The sequence below is a fragment of the Thiorhodococcus drewsii AZ1 genome (assembly GCF_000224065.1).
In the GTDB taxonomy this organism is placed as follows: Bacteria; Pseudomonadota; Gammaproteobacteria; order Chromatiales; family Chromatiaceae; genus Imhoffiella; species Imhoffiella drewsii.
This window is the reverse complement of record NZ_AFWT01000001.1, coordinates 209,947-222,608: the sequence shown is the minus strand read 5'-3', so window position 1 is coordinate 222,608 and position 12,662 is coordinate 209,947. Positions and strand designations below refer to the sequence as shown.

General features: G+C 63.6%; 14 protein-coding genes. 9 read left to right on the top strand and 5 right to left on the bottom strand.

Annotated features, from left to right (window positions below; genetic code table 11):
• The first annotated feature begins 61 nt into the window (after positions 1 to 61).
• From THIDRDRAFT_RS00930 to lipB, 4 genes are read left to right on the top strand one after another with little or no spacing between them, the layout of a single operon-like run.
• Positions 62 to 1,204, top strand: coding sequence for a D-alanyl-D-alanine carboxypeptidase family protein (locus THIDRDRAFT_RS00930; RefSeq protein ID WP_007038902.1), 1,143 nt, complete (start codon positions 62 to 64; stop codon positions 1,202 to 1,204).
• Positions 1,205 to 1,242: 38 nt separating this feature from the next.
• Positions 1,243 to 2,103 carry a D-amino acid aminotransferase gene (locus tag THIDRDRAFT_RS00925; RefSeq protein WP_007038901.1) on the top strand — a complete coding sequence of 287 codons (861 nt, stop codon included), beginning with the start codon at positions 1,243 to 1,245 and terminating at the stop codon, positions 2,101 to 2,103.
• The gene (locus tag THIDRDRAFT_RS00920) at positions 2,090 to 2,365 is read left to right on the top strand and encodes a YbeD family protein (protein ID WP_007038900.1); all 276 of its coding nucleotides are present in this window, start codon (positions 2,090 to 2,092) and stop codon (positions 2,363 to 2,365) included. Before THIDRDRAFT_RS00925 ends, THIDRDRAFT_RS00920 begins: the two co-directional genes overlap by 14 nt.
• Positions 2,353 to 3,027 carry a lipoyl(octanoyl) transferase LipB gene (gene lipB, locus THIDRDRAFT_RS00915; RefSeq protein WP_007038899.1) on the top strand — a complete coding sequence of 225 codons (675 nt, stop codon included), beginning with the start codon at positions 2,353 to 2,355 and terminating at the stop codon, positions 3,025 to 3,027. The genes THIDRDRAFT_RS00920 and lipB overlap by 13 nt, the downstream gene beginning before the upstream one ends.
• 6 nt (positions 3,028 to 3,033) lie before the next feature.
• Here lipB and cowN read toward each other — a convergent pair whose 3' ends face one another.
• From cowN to THIDRDRAFT_RS00890, 5 genes are all read right to left on the bottom strand, one after another.
• Complete coding sequence (gene cowN, locus THIDRDRAFT_RS00910) at positions 3,034 to 3,324, bottom strand: N(2)-fixation sustaining protein CowN (protein ID WP_007038898.1); 291 nt, start codon at positions 3,322 to 3,324, stop codon at positions 3,034 to 3,036.
• Positions 3,325 to 3,553: 229 nt separating this feature from the next.
• A complete protein-coding gene (locus tag THIDRDRAFT_RS00905) occupies positions 3,554 to 4,807 on the bottom strand; it encodes an ammonium transporter (protein ID WP_007038897.1) in 1,254 nt (417 codons plus the stop codon).
• 198 nt (positions 4,808 to 5,005) lie between these two features.
• On the bottom strand, positions 5,006 to 6,259 hold the full coding sequence (locus tag THIDRDRAFT_RS00900) for an ammonium transporter (protein WP_050984617.1): 1,254 nt from the start codon (positions 6,257 to 6,259) through the stop codon (positions 5,006 to 5,008).
• 81 nt (positions 6,260 to 6,340) lie between these two features.
• Positions 6,341 to 6,679: a P-II family nitrogen regulator gene (locus tag THIDRDRAFT_RS00895; RefSeq protein ID WP_007038895.1), complete on the bottom strand. Its 339-nt coding sequence runs from the start codon at positions 6,677 to 6,679 to the stop codon at positions 6,341 to 6,343.
• 73 nt (positions 6,680 to 6,752) lie between these two features.
• Positions 6,753 to 7,481 (bottom strand): TorF family putative porin, encoded by a 729-nt coding sequence (locus tag THIDRDRAFT_RS00890; RefSeq protein WP_007038894.1) that lies wholly within the window; start codon positions 7,479 to 7,481, stop codon positions 6,753 to 6,755.
• Positions 7,482 to 7,887: 406 nt separating this feature from the next.
• Between THIDRDRAFT_RS00890 and ubiK the strand changes: the two genes are divergently transcribed.
• The 5 genes from ubiK (at position 7,888) to THIDRDRAFT_RS00865 (ending at position 12,616) form a co-directional block, all read left to right on the top strand.
• Positions 7,888 to 8,154: a ubiquinone biosynthesis accessory factor UbiK gene (gene ubiK, locus THIDRDRAFT_RS00885; protein ID WP_007038893.1), complete on the top strand. Its 267-nt coding sequence runs from the start codon at positions 7,888 to 7,890 to the stop codon at positions 8,152 to 8,154.
• A gap of 16 nt (positions 8,155 to 8,170) precedes the next feature.
• The gene (locus THIDRDRAFT_RS00880; protein ID WP_007038892.1) at positions 8,171 to 9,694 is read left to right on the top strand and encodes a YifB family Mg chelatase-like AAA ATPase; all 1,524 of its coding nucleotides are present in this window, start codon (positions 8,171 to 8,173) and stop codon (positions 9,692 to 9,694) included.
• Positions 9,695 to 9,785: 91 nt separating this feature from the next.
• Positions 9,786 to 11,687, top strand: a complete 1,902-nt coding sequence (locus THIDRDRAFT_RS00875) for an ATP-binding cassette domain-containing protein (RefSeq protein ID WP_007038891.1) — start codon at positions 9,786 to 9,788, stop codon at positions 11,685 to 11,687.
• 14 nt (positions 11,688 to 11,701) lie between these two features.
• Positions 11,702 to 12,265 (top strand): DUF2939 domain-containing protein, encoded by a 564-nt coding sequence (locus THIDRDRAFT_RS00870; protein WP_007038890.1) that lies wholly within the window; start codon positions 11,702 to 11,704, stop codon positions 12,263 to 12,265.
• Between the two features lie 48 nt (positions 12,266 to 12,313).
• Positions 12,314 to 12,616, top strand: coding sequence for a hypothetical protein (locus tag THIDRDRAFT_RS00865; RefSeq protein WP_007038889.1), 303 nt, complete (start codon positions 12,314 to 12,316; stop codon positions 12,614 to 12,616).
• The last annotated feature ends 46 nt before the right edge of the window (positions 12,617 to 12,662 follow it).

Genomic DNA, 12,662 nt, shown 5'->3' with positions numbered 1-12,662 from the left:
CCCTAGTCGGAGCGTTAGAATAGCCCCGTATTTTCCCGCCATACCAACCCCCGGATCGCCCATGAAATCAGCATTGAAGCTTAAGCTGTTGTCGTTTTTCATTTGCCTGCTACCGCTCTCGGGCATGGCCGCGACCTCGACTCCTATGGCACCCGAAGTGCCCGCGAAGGGCTACATCCTGCTCGATTTCAACAGTGGCAAGGTGCTGGCCGAGCGGAACGCCGACGAATTGCTCGAACCCGCCAGCCTGACCAAAATCATGACCGCCTACGTGATCTTCCGCGAGATCGAGGCCGGGCGCATCAACCTGACCGATCAGGTCATGGTCAGCGAGAAGGCGTGGCGAACCGGGGGCTCGCGCATGTTCATCGAGGTCGGCACGCTGGTGAGCGTCGAGGATCTGCTCAAGGGCATGATCATCCAATCCGGCAACGACGCCAGCGTCGCCCTCGCCGAGCATGTCTCTGGCACGACCGAGTCCTTCGCCAAACTGATGAACGCGAACGCCAAGCGGCTGGGTATGACGAACAGTCACTTCACCAACCCCAACGGCCTGCCGGATCCCGACCTGCATACCACCGCGCGCGATTTGGCCAAGGTCACCATGGCCCTGATCCGCGAATTTCCCCAGTACTACCCCTGGTACGGAACCCGCGAGTTCACCTACAACGACATCACCCAACCCAACCGCAATCCCCTGCTGAAACGCGATCCCTCCGCCGACGGTGTCAAGACCGGCCATACCAATGCGGCCGGCTACTGCCTGGTCGGCTCGGCCAAACGCGACGACATGCGACTGGTGTCGGTAGTGATGGGCACCACGAGTCCCAACGCACGCGCCCAGGCGAGTCTGGCGCTCCTGAACTACGGCTTCCGCTATTTCGAGAGCCATCAGCTCTACCCGGCCAACCAGCCGATCGAGAACCTGCGCGTCTGGTTCGGAGAACAGGAAATGCTGCCGGTTGGACCCGCGACGGATGTCGTCGCGACCATTCCGCGAGGCGCCTATAACAAGCTGAGTGCCCATCTGGAGAAATCCAACGAGCAGCTGAAGGCGCCCATCGCCCAGGGCGCGCGCATCGGCGACGTGGTGGTCACCCTGGGCGAGAATGAGATCGTCCGGGTGCCCCTGGTCGCGCTCCAGGAGATGCCCGAGGGCGGTCTCTGGCGCAAGGCCAAAGACAGCGTCTTGCAGATGTTCTGAGATCGGCCTAAGCCAATCGCACCCATGCGGTATCCCCAGTGAACGAAATCTATCTCAACGGTCAATTCCTGCCCTCCGATCAGGCCAAGGTCTCGGTCATGGACCGGGGGTTTCTCTTCGGAGACGGCGTCTACGAGGTGATCCCGAGCTACGGCGGTCACTGTCTGCGACTCGACCCCCATCTCGACCGTCTGGACGCGAGTCTCGCCGCCACCGGGATCGCGAATCCGCTCACCCGCGAGGAATGGCGTTCGGTATTCGAGCGGCTCATCGGTACGCCGCCCGCGCCGGATCAGTCGATCTATCTGCAGGTGACGCGCGGCGTCGCGCCCGAACGCGATCATCTCTGCGCCGACGGCGTGGAGCCGACGGTCATGGCCGTCGCCAAACCGCTCAAACCACGCAAACCCGAGATCGCGACCCACGGGGTCGCCTGCATCACGCGCCCCGATATCCGCTGGCTGCGTGGCGAGATCAAATCCATCTCGTTGATCGCGGCGGTCATGATGCGCCGCGAGGCCGAAGAGGCCGGCGCGCTAGAAACCATCATGGTGCGCGATGGCATGGTGACCGAGGGCGCGGTCTCCAACGTCTTCATGGTGCGCGATGGCAATCTGGTCACCCCGCCCACGGGTCATCTGCTGCTGCCTGGGATCACGCGCCAGCTGGCACTGACGCTGGCCGAGGGGCACGGTATGCATTTCCGCGAGGAACCCTTCCCGATCGAGGACCTGAGACAGGCAGACGAGATCTGGCTGAGCAGCTCGACCCGAGAGGTCCTTCCGGTCACTCGGCTGGATGGCCAAGCGGTTGGTAGCGGGCGCCCTGGGCCGATGTGGCAACGCATGGACGCACTCTATCAAGACTACAAGACGCAGGTGCGCAATGGCCGAATCTGAAACCGAGGAGACCCTACTCGAGTTCCCCTGCCGCTTCCCGATCAAGGCGATGGGTAAGGCCGAGAGTGGACTGGAGTCGGCGGTGGCCGAAATCCTGAGCCGGCACGCGCCAGGCTTCGAACCCGAACACATGAGCACCCGACCCAGCCGGGGCGGCAAGTGGATTGCGGTCACGGTGGTGATCGAGGCCCATAGCAAGCCTCAGCTCGACGCCATCTATGGCGAACTCACGGCCCACGAACTGGTGGTATGGGCGCTGTGACGGAGGCACAGGCCATCGCGCCGCATCCGTTCCTGCTCCGGCGACTGCCCGGACTCCAGGACTACAGCGCAACGCTGGAAGCGATGCGCCGCTTCACCGACGATCGCGACCGGGAGACGCTGGACGAAATCTGGCTGCTCGAACATCCGCCGGTCTTCACGCTGGGCCAGGCCGGACGACGCGAGCATCTGCTTGATCCCGGCGACATTCCTGTCATCCAGGTCGATCGCGGCGGACAGGTCACCTACCACGGTCCGGGACAGCTGGTCGCCTATCTGCTGCTCGATCTCAGACGCATCGGGTTCGGCGTCAAGCGGTTGGTGAATTTGCTGGAGGAGTCGGTCATCGATCTGCTCGATACCTACGGGATCGATGCCGCTCGGCGCCAGGATGCGCCTGGGGTCTACGTAGCGGGCGCCAAGATCGCCTCGCTGGGACTGAGAGTCCGCAACGGCTGCAGCTATCACGGACTCGCACTGAACGTGGCCATGGACCTGGAGCCCTTCCGGCGCATCAATCCCTGCGGCTATGCCGGACTGGCGATGACCCAGGTCTCGGACCTGGCGTCCGGGGTCTCGGTCGCGGACGCCGGCAACACACTGATCGAAACCCTCGGCAAGGTCTTCAATCTGCGCATGCTGAGCCAGATCCGCATGAAGTGAGTGCGCTCAGCAGCACTCGTCCTCAATCTTGTCGAGCAGGGCCAAGCCATCGGCATGCTCGTGGTGCTCGAACAGCTCGCGGATATAGTTGACCTGACTGCCGACGAAGAAGAGTTCGTCCTGACCGATCCCGGCGATCTCGACCAGTTTCCGCTCGAAATAGGCTTGCCAATCCGAGGGGTTCTGCCCCTCTGCGATACAGTCGCGGATGTAGCTCACGACCTGGCGCGCGAAATCGTCACACTCGATCCCCTCGAAACTGATATAGCGATCGGCTTTTGCGGCGGTGGGTTGCACTTCGGATACCTCTTCCTTTGGAAGCTGTCATGTCAGAGACCCGACAAAGGCCCCCGCGACGCGTCCATTTCGATCGGCGGGCAGACAATGCAAACAGCTGATTTAGATGTAATTTATGGATGCTGCCAAACCAGGATGGCTCGACACAGGTGAGGCATGCAGGATATTTGCCAGAATGGAACGAAAGCATGAGGGCGGCATCCGCTGACGCCGCCCGCAACACGATAGATCAGGTCGGACGGCGCGAGCCCACGAATTCCGGATAGGCCTCCAGCCCGCACTCGGCGAGATCCACCCCCGCGTATTCCTCGTCCTCGGTGACCCGCAGCCCGAGTGTCAGACGGATGATGAGCCAGGCGATCAGCGAGGTCGTGAAGACCCATCCCAGGATGGCGCCGAGTCCGATGGCCTGAGCGGCGAAGCTCGCCTCATCATTGGTGAGTGGAACGGCCATCAACCCCCACATGCCCACTACGCCGTGGACCGAAATGGCCCCGACCGGATCGTCGATACGCAGCTTGTCGAGCGCGACGATGGCGAAAACGACCAAAATCCCGCCGATTCCGCCGATGGCGGTGGCGAGCAATGGCGACGGGGTGAGCGGCTCGGCCGTGATGGCGACCAGACCGGCCAGCGCCCCGTTGAGCGCCATGGTCAGATCCGCCTTGCCGAACAGCAACCGGGCCGTGACGAGGCCCAGCAAGGTCCCGCCGGCCGCAGCCATGTTGGTGTTGACGAACACCGCCGCCACGGCATTGGTATTCTCGAATCCGGTCAACGCCAGCTGAGAACCGCCATTGAAGCCGAACCAGCCGAGCCAGAGCACGAAGGTGCCGAGCGTCGCCAGCGGCAGATTGGCACCCGGAATCGCGTTGATGGAGCCGTCTTTGCCGTATTTGCCCCTGCGGGCGCCCAGCAGCAGAACACCGGCCAGGGCGGCCGAGGCGCCGCACAGATGGACCACGCCGGATCCGGCGAAGTCGTTGAACCCCAACTCCTGCAGCCAGCCGCCGCCCCATTTCCAATAGCCCTGGACCGGATAGATGAAGGCGGTCAAGACCACGGCGAAGAGCAGAAAGGACCAGAGCTTCATCCGCTCCGCCACGGCGCCCGAGACGATGGACATGGCGGTTGCGACGAAGACGACCTGGAAGAAGAAATCGGACATCTTGGCGTGATTGATGCCGCCGGCAGCGACATCGGCCAAAGCATGATCGCCACCGAACATGAAGCCCAAATCGACGACCGGAATCAACCCGTTTCCCTCCGACGGATACATGATTCCGTAACCGACCAGCATATACATGATGCAGGCGATCGCGAAGAGCGCGAAGTTCTTGGTGAGGATCTCGGCGGTGTTCTTGGCCCGGACCAGCCCCGCTTCGAGCATGGCGAAGCCGGCGGCCATCCACATGACCAAGGCCCCCGTGACCAGGAAATAGAAGGTGTCGAGCGCGTAGGTGAGCTGAATGGTCGCTTCCACGGATGTCTCCCGTCGGTGTGATCGGTTTGCCGGAACGCCTTGCGTGATGAGGATGCCGCCCAACGAACAGGGCATGTCCGTCCGCCCGCGACCGGGTAAACCGCGTGCCCTGCCCCGCGCTGACGGCCGCCCAAAAAAAAGTGGCGATCGAGGATACTCGATCGCCACTCAGGTCACACAGCGGACATGTGCGTCACATCAAAGGATGTAGCCGCGCTCGTCGTGCTGCGAGAGGTCGAGACCCTCGGTCTCCTGCTCCTCGGTCACGCGCAGGCCGATGGTGGCCTTGAGGATCAGCAGGATGACAAGGCTGACGCCGCCGCCGTAGACCAGGGTCGCCATAACCGACAGGAACTGGATCCAGACCTGACCACCGATGGTCATACCCTCCGCAAGACCCGAGCCACCCAGGCTGGCATCGGCGAAGACGCCGGTCAGGATGGCGCCGACGACACCGGCAACGCCGTGCACGCCCCAGACATCGAGCGAGTCGTCATAGCCGAGCCAGTGCTTGACCTTGGTCGAGGCGATGAAGGCGAAGAGCGCGCCGGCGAAGCCGATGACGATAGCACCCATGGGGCCGGCAGTGCCGGAGGCGGGGGTGATGGCGACCAGACCGGCAACCGCGCCGGTGGCGATGCCCAGGACGGACGGCTTACCGTGGCTGATCCACTCGGCGAACATCCAGGTCAGAGCCGCAGCGGCAGTGGCGAGCTGAGTGACCGCCATGGCCATGCCGGCGGTGCCGTCGGCGGCCAGCTCGGAACCCGCGTTGAAACCGAACCAGCCGACCCACAGCATGGAGGCGCCCATCACGGTCAGGCCCAGGTTGTGCGGAGGCATGGCGGTGGTCGGATAGCCCTTGCGCTTGCCGAGCACCAGCGCGGCCATGAGCGCGGCAATGCCCGCGTTGATGTGAACGACGGTACCGCCGGCGAAGTCCAGCGCGCCCATCTCACCGACCCAGCCGCCGCCCCAGACCCAGTGGGCGATGGGGGCATAGACCAGGGTCACCCAGAGTGCCATGAAGATGAGCATGGCGGAAAACTTCATGCGCTCGGCGAAGGCACCGACGATCAGCGCCGGGGTGATGACGGCGAAGGTCATCTGGAAGGTCATGAAGACCGACTCGGGAATGCTCCCGGACATGGCATCGACCGTGACCCCGGAGAGGAACATCTTCTCCAGGCTGCCGACCCAGGCGTTCATGGATCCACCGTCGGTGAAGGTCATGCTATAGGCATAGACCGCCCAGAGGATGCTCATCATGCAGGTGATGGCGAAGCATTGCATGAGCACGGACAGCACGTTCTTGGAACGCACCAGACCGGCGTAGAAGAGCGAAAGACCCGGGATGGTCATGAAGAGCACCAGGGCGGTCGCGGTCAACATCCATGCGGTGTCGCCACTGCTCAGCGCCGGCTCGTCCTGGGCGAAGGCCAACAAGGGCATGAAGGTCAGCAAAACGGCGGACAGCGGCTTTGCGAGGCTCAGGTTGCGATTCGATTTCACCGTTACGTCTCCCAATCCGTATCAGAGCGCATCGGAGCCGGTCTCGCCGGTCCGAATGCGGATGACCTGATTCAGGTCGAACACAAAGATCTTGCCATCGCCAATCTTGCCGGTACGGGCGGCGGTGCTGATGGCCTCAATGACCTTGTCGACCATGGAATCGTCGACAGCGATCTCGACCTTGATCTTCGGAAGGAAATCCACGACGTATTCGGCGCCGCGATAGAGTTCGGTATGACCTTTCTGTCGACCGAAACCTTTGACCTCGATGACGGTGATGCCGGAGACGCCGATATCTCCGAGCGCCTCGCGCACGTCGTCGAGCTTGAAGGGTTTGATGACGGCTGCAACCAATTTCATTGCGTATTAGCTCCTAGTTGGACCAGGATCGAGCATCCCTGGCCAGATTTCGAATCGCGCGGTTGCGCCCTGATCAGAATTCCTTGTTCCAACCGACCCAGAACTTCGGATCCTCGTCGTAGGTGTCACGACCGATCTGGTCGTAGTTCAGGCTGAAGGTGCCGAAATCGCCGGCGTCACGGCTGATGGAAGCACCCCAGTGGGCGTAGTCGTTGCCACCGTCGTTGTACTTGAAGTCGTAGTAGCCGCCGCGAACGCTGAGTGCGAGCTGATACGGCAGATCCACATCCGCGCTGATGTGGTAGTAGAGGTCGCCTTGGATATAGTTTGCCTCGTCGTCGGGCACGCCACTGGCGTCGTCGGCCTGACCATAGAAGGTGTACGAGACGCCCGCAGTGATCCACTTGAAGGTGCCGCTGGCACCGACTTCGGCGAAGTCGGAATCGCGAGCATCCGGATAGGCGTAGTAGATGAGACTGAGCGCGTAGCTCATGTCATCGTTGATGGCACCGCCGAAGCCGGTGTAGAGATCGAGCTCGTAGTTGGTCTCGTCGCCGTCGCCGAAATCGACGTTGGACACCCAGGTCCCGGCCGAGAAACCGCTGGCATGCGCATAGTCGAGCCCGCCCTGGACCGCCGCCTGATTGTCGGTCTGGGTCTGGCCACGCCAGAGGTAGTTGCTGACCACGCCGATGTTTGCACTGACCGAGTTGGGATCCTCGGCCTGAGCGGCCTGGAAAGCGCCGGCACTCATGGCCAACGCGCCGATGACAGCGGTGGCGCGGATACGATTTGGGTTCATTGGGTCTCTACCTCTCGATGATCCGGGCAGCGTTCGAGGATGTCGGTAAGGCAAGCCAGAGCCCGGAAAAACCCGGCCGCCCCTGATGTCGTAATGCCGTCAATTGCAGGTAGCATGCCAGAAGCATATTTTTGGTGGAGACGCGACGTTTTCGACCTCATGTACCAAAGCCACAACAGACGAACGCACCAAAATAATGCACCGAGGCACGACCAACTCCAGCCGAGCACCAAAAAGAGGCGATTCTCTAGGCGCAGACGCCGCAACCCCGGGTCCCTATAATGGACACTCAATCCCCTCGCACAGGGCGCCGGGCATCCAGTCGGCCTGATCCGCGCGCGCCCTGGACGGAAGTCACTCAAAATCGATTCATGGGCCTTATCGGCCCCCCGGAGAGGTCATTCCTATGTTGGATCCAAAACACTTCGAGGACCTGGTTAACCGCCTGTCCTCGGCCATGCCGAAAGGGCTGCAGATGTTGCACGAAGATATCAATCGCAACGTCCGCACCTCGGTCGAGTCAGGACTCGCACGACTGGACCTGGTGACGCGCGAGGAATTCGACGTCCAGACCGCCGTGCTGGCCCGGTCGCGCGCCAAGATCTCCAAGCTGGAGGCCCAGGTGGCCGCGCTCGAGCAAACGCTCGCGGCCAATCGGCCGGACAGCCACTGACTGCGCGCGAGGCGACTTGGCCCTCTGCGTCCTCCATAGCCGCGCCCGGGTCGGCATCCACGCGCCCCAGGTGACGGTCGAGGTCCACCTCACGCACGGTCTGCCGTCGCTGTCGATGGTCGGCCTGCCCGAACTGGCGGTGAAGGAGAGCAAGGACCGCGTGCGCGGCGCCCTGCTCAACGGACGGTTCCAGTTCCCCGATGGTCGCGTGACCATCAATCTGGCCCCAGCCGATCTGCCGAAGGAGGGGGGGCGGTTCGATCTGCCGATCGCGCTTGGTATTCTCGGCGCATCGGGACAGATCGCCGCAGACGCGCTCGATCGGCATGAGTTCGTCGGCGAGTTGGCCCTTTCGGGCGAGCTGCGCCCCATCGCGGGTGTACTCCCGGCCGCCCTCGCGGCACGGGACGCGGGACGCGAACTCGTCCTGCCGCTCGCCAACGCCGCCGAAGCGGCACTCGTTGGCGGACTGACCCTGCGCCCGGCACGCCATCTGCTGGAGGTCTGCGATCACCTCAACAATGGCCAGACGCTCGCAACCTATCGAGCTGAACCTTCACCCACCGACGACCCGGGCTACCCGGATCTCGCAGAGGTGCGCGGACAGGAACAGGCCAAGCGCGCCCTGGAGGTCGCGGCGGCAGGACAGCATCACCTATTGATGCTGGGACCACCGGGATCGGGTAAATCGATGCTGGCCAACCGCCTGCCGGGGCTGCTACCGCCGCTCACCGAGTCCGAGGCGCTAGAGACGGCCTCCATCCGCTCGGTCAGCGAACGCGCCCCGTTCGACCCGGTCGACTGGAATCGGCGACCCTTTCGATCGCCACACCACACGGCATCCGGCGTCGCGCTGGTCGGCGGAGGCAGCAATCCGCGCCCGGGCGAGATCTCGCTAGCGCATCATGGCGTGCTCTTTCTCGACGAACTGCCCGAGTTCGACCGTAAGGTGCTGGAGGTACTCCGGCAGCCGTTGGAGTCGGGCTCGATCGACATTGCGCGCGCAGCCCGCCAGGCACGCTTTCCAGCCCAGTTCCAACTGGTGGCTGCCATGAACCCCTGTCCGTGCGGCTATCTCGGGGATCGGACCGGACGCTGTCGCTGCTCGAAGGAACAGATCGCGCGCTATCGCGCACGGATCTCTGGCCCCTTGCTCGACCGGATCGACATGCATGTGGAGGTTCCGCGCCTGGAGATTTCCCATCTGACCGGATCGGCTCCGGCCGAACCCGAAGACTCGGCCCTCGTGCGTGGGCGTGTCGCCGCCGCGCGCGCGCGTCAGCTCGCCCGCGCGGGCCGTTCGAACGCACTCCTGGCTCCTCGCGAGGTCGAGCGCGACTGCGTATTGGACGACGCCTGCCAACGGCTGATGGAGCAGGCACTGACGCGTCTCGCGCTGTCCGCGCGGGCGTATCATCGAATCCTCAAGGTCGCACGCACCATTGCCGATCTGCAGGGCGCACCGACCATCACCCAGGTGCACCTCGGCGAGGCAATTGGCTATCGACGGCTGGATCGCGGTGCATCCGCCGACGGATGAACCGAGCCACGCGCGCAACACTCGGCCCCCAGTACCCCACCCTTTTTCGTGCAAACGTCGCGGTTCAACACCGCACCACCAGCAGATCATCATGCTTCAACTCCAAGATCTGAGCTTCCGTCGCGGTCCCAACCTCCTACTGGAGAGTGCCTCGGTCACCATCTATCCCGGCCAAAAGGTCGGTCTGGTGGGATCGAACGGCTGCGGCAAATCGAGCCTCTTCGCCCTACTTCTCGGCAACCTGCACGCCGATACAGGAGAGGTCTCCATTCCCTCTGGCTGGGAGATCGCGCACGTCGCCCAGCACACGCCCGACACCGAGCGTTCGGCGATCGATTTCGTGCTGGACGGCGATCGTGAGCTGCGTGAGATCGAGCGCGACCTGGCGGCGGCCGATGCCGCAGGGGAGGGTCTCCGTCACGGCGAACTGCTCGGTCGCTTCGAGTCCATCGGCGGTTACGATGCCGAAAGCCGCGCCGCCCGCCTGCTGCACGGACTGGGCTTCGCGTCGGGCGACGAGCGTCGGGCGGTCAACAGCTACTCGGGCGGATGGCGGATGCGCCTGGCGCTGGCGCGCACCCTCATGTGTCGATCCGATCTGCTGTTGCTCGACGAACCGACCAACCACTTGGACCTGGACGCGGTCATCTGGCTCGAAGGCTGGCTCAAGTCATACCCGGGCACGCTCGTGCTCATCTCGCACGACCGCGACTTCCTGGACGCCGTCGCCAGCCACATCCTCCATCTGGAGCATCAAAGGCTGAACCATTACCCCGGCAACTACTCGGCCTTCGAACGCCAACGGGCCGAGCGACTGTCCCAGCAACAGTCGGCCTACGCACGCCAGCAGCGCGAAATCGCCCACATGCATAGCTTCGTCGAGCGCTTCCGCGCCAAGGCGAGCAAGGCGCGCCAGGCCCAGAGCCGACTCAAGGCGCTGGAGCGCATGGAGCTGATCGCTCCGGCACACGTCGACTCGCCGTTCCGCTTCGGATTCGAACCCGCGCTCAACCTGCCGCGCCCGCTGATGCGGCTCGACCAGGCGGCGGTCGGTTATGGTGATCGCTCCATCCTGTCCGGGGTCCGACTGAGCCTGGAACCTGGAGAACGCATCGGACTGCTGGGACGCAACGGCGCCGGAAAATCGACCTTCATCAAGGTCCTGGCCGGCGAACTGGCGCTCCAATCCGGCCGCTGCGAGTGTGCCCAGGACCTGAAGATCGGCTATTTCGCCCAGCACCAGCTCGACCAGTTACGCCCGCAAGACACCCCGCTCGACCATCTGCGGCGGCTGGATCCCGAGGCGACCGAGCAGACGCTACGCAACTATCTGGGCGGATTCGGCTTTGCCGGCGACCGCGCGCTGGAGCCCGTCGCACCACTCTCGGGCGGCGAGAAGGCGCGGCTGGTGCTCGCCCTCATCATCCGTCAGCGTCCCAATCTGCTGTTGCTCGACGAGCCGACCAATCACCTCGACCTGGAGATGCGTCAGGCGTTGAGCGAGGCGCTGCAGGATTTCGATGGCGCGCTGGTCCTGGTCTCGCACGACCGGCATCTGCTGCGGGTCACCAGCGATACGCTGCTGCTGGTGGACGACGGTCAGGTGGCGCCATTCGATGGCGATCTGGACGACTATCCCGCCTGGTTGGCAGGACATGACACGGCCAGCCGGCAATCGGACGCGGAAACACAAACCCGCGACGGCAATGAGCGCAAGCAACAGCGACGTCAAGCCGCCGAGGTCCGCAAGGCGCTGCAACCGCTGCGCAACCGCGAGCGTGAGCTGGACCGCCGCATGAGCGCGCTGCAGTCGCGTCGCGATGAACTCGAACAGTCACTGAGCGCCCCCGAACTCTACGAGGCCGAGAACAAGGATCGGCTGCTGCAAATGCTGGCCGAACAGCGCCAGGTCGCGGCCGACCTGGAGGCCGCTGAGGAGGATTGGCTGGAGGTCGGCGAATCGATCGAGCGGCTACAGAGCGAGCTTGGCTGAGGAGGCCCCCGTCGGTGAAACAGATCATGCGACGCGCACGCCCCACGCCAGGCATGCCACGCCTCAACTGGCCGCAGGCCTGGAGGCGCTGGAAGCGCTGGAAGCGCCCACTGAAGCGCTGGTCGCTGGCCGCCCTAGCGCTGCTGCTCATATTCGCCGCCTGGCCCTACGCCACGCTGTGGCGGCTGGACCGAGCGCTCGTCGACGGAGACCGCCGGACATTCTCCGAGCTGGTCGACTTGGAGGCCGTGCGCGAGCAGATAGGACACCGTTTGAACAAGAATCGAGAGAGCGACATCGGTCCAGTGTCCGAAACCTTCATCGCCTGGCTCGAAGCAGGGCTGCGCCAGAGCGGCCCAGACCTGCTCCTCGACGAACGCGTCACACTCGACTGGATGCGCAACCAGATCAACGCAAGATCACCGGCAAACCAAGGCATTCTCTCTGCCCTGAGCTACGCCTTCTTTCGGGGGCCGCGCGATTTCGACGTCCGTATCGGATCGAAGGATGCCGACCCCGTGATTATGCGAATGCATCTTCAGGGGCTTGGCTGGCGGGTCGTCATGCTTTATTACTGACAGCGAAGCCCATCCCATCGGGCGACACACGGATCCTGGAAGCCTCGCATGCCCGTCACCAAGCTCACCGCCTCGCCCCGCGCACGACAGCTCATCGCCCCGCTGCTCGTACCGAGCGAGGCCCCCTTCAAGGACTATTTGAGGGCCGCCGACTACTGCACGGCGGTCATGAACTACACCGAATCACACGAGGATCGCGAATATCTGGCCCAATGGCGGGCAGCCTTCACCGCGCTCATGGTCTCGCCGCAGGATGAACAAATCGAGCTGCTCAAGCAGTTGCGCCAGGTCTTCCAGGTCGAACGCTCCCCCATGGGTACCTTGAGGTCGGTGAAAAGAAGAACAAAATAAAGGATGAAGTCGCCGCTGGCGGCATACCCTCTCCTGTCACCCGAAA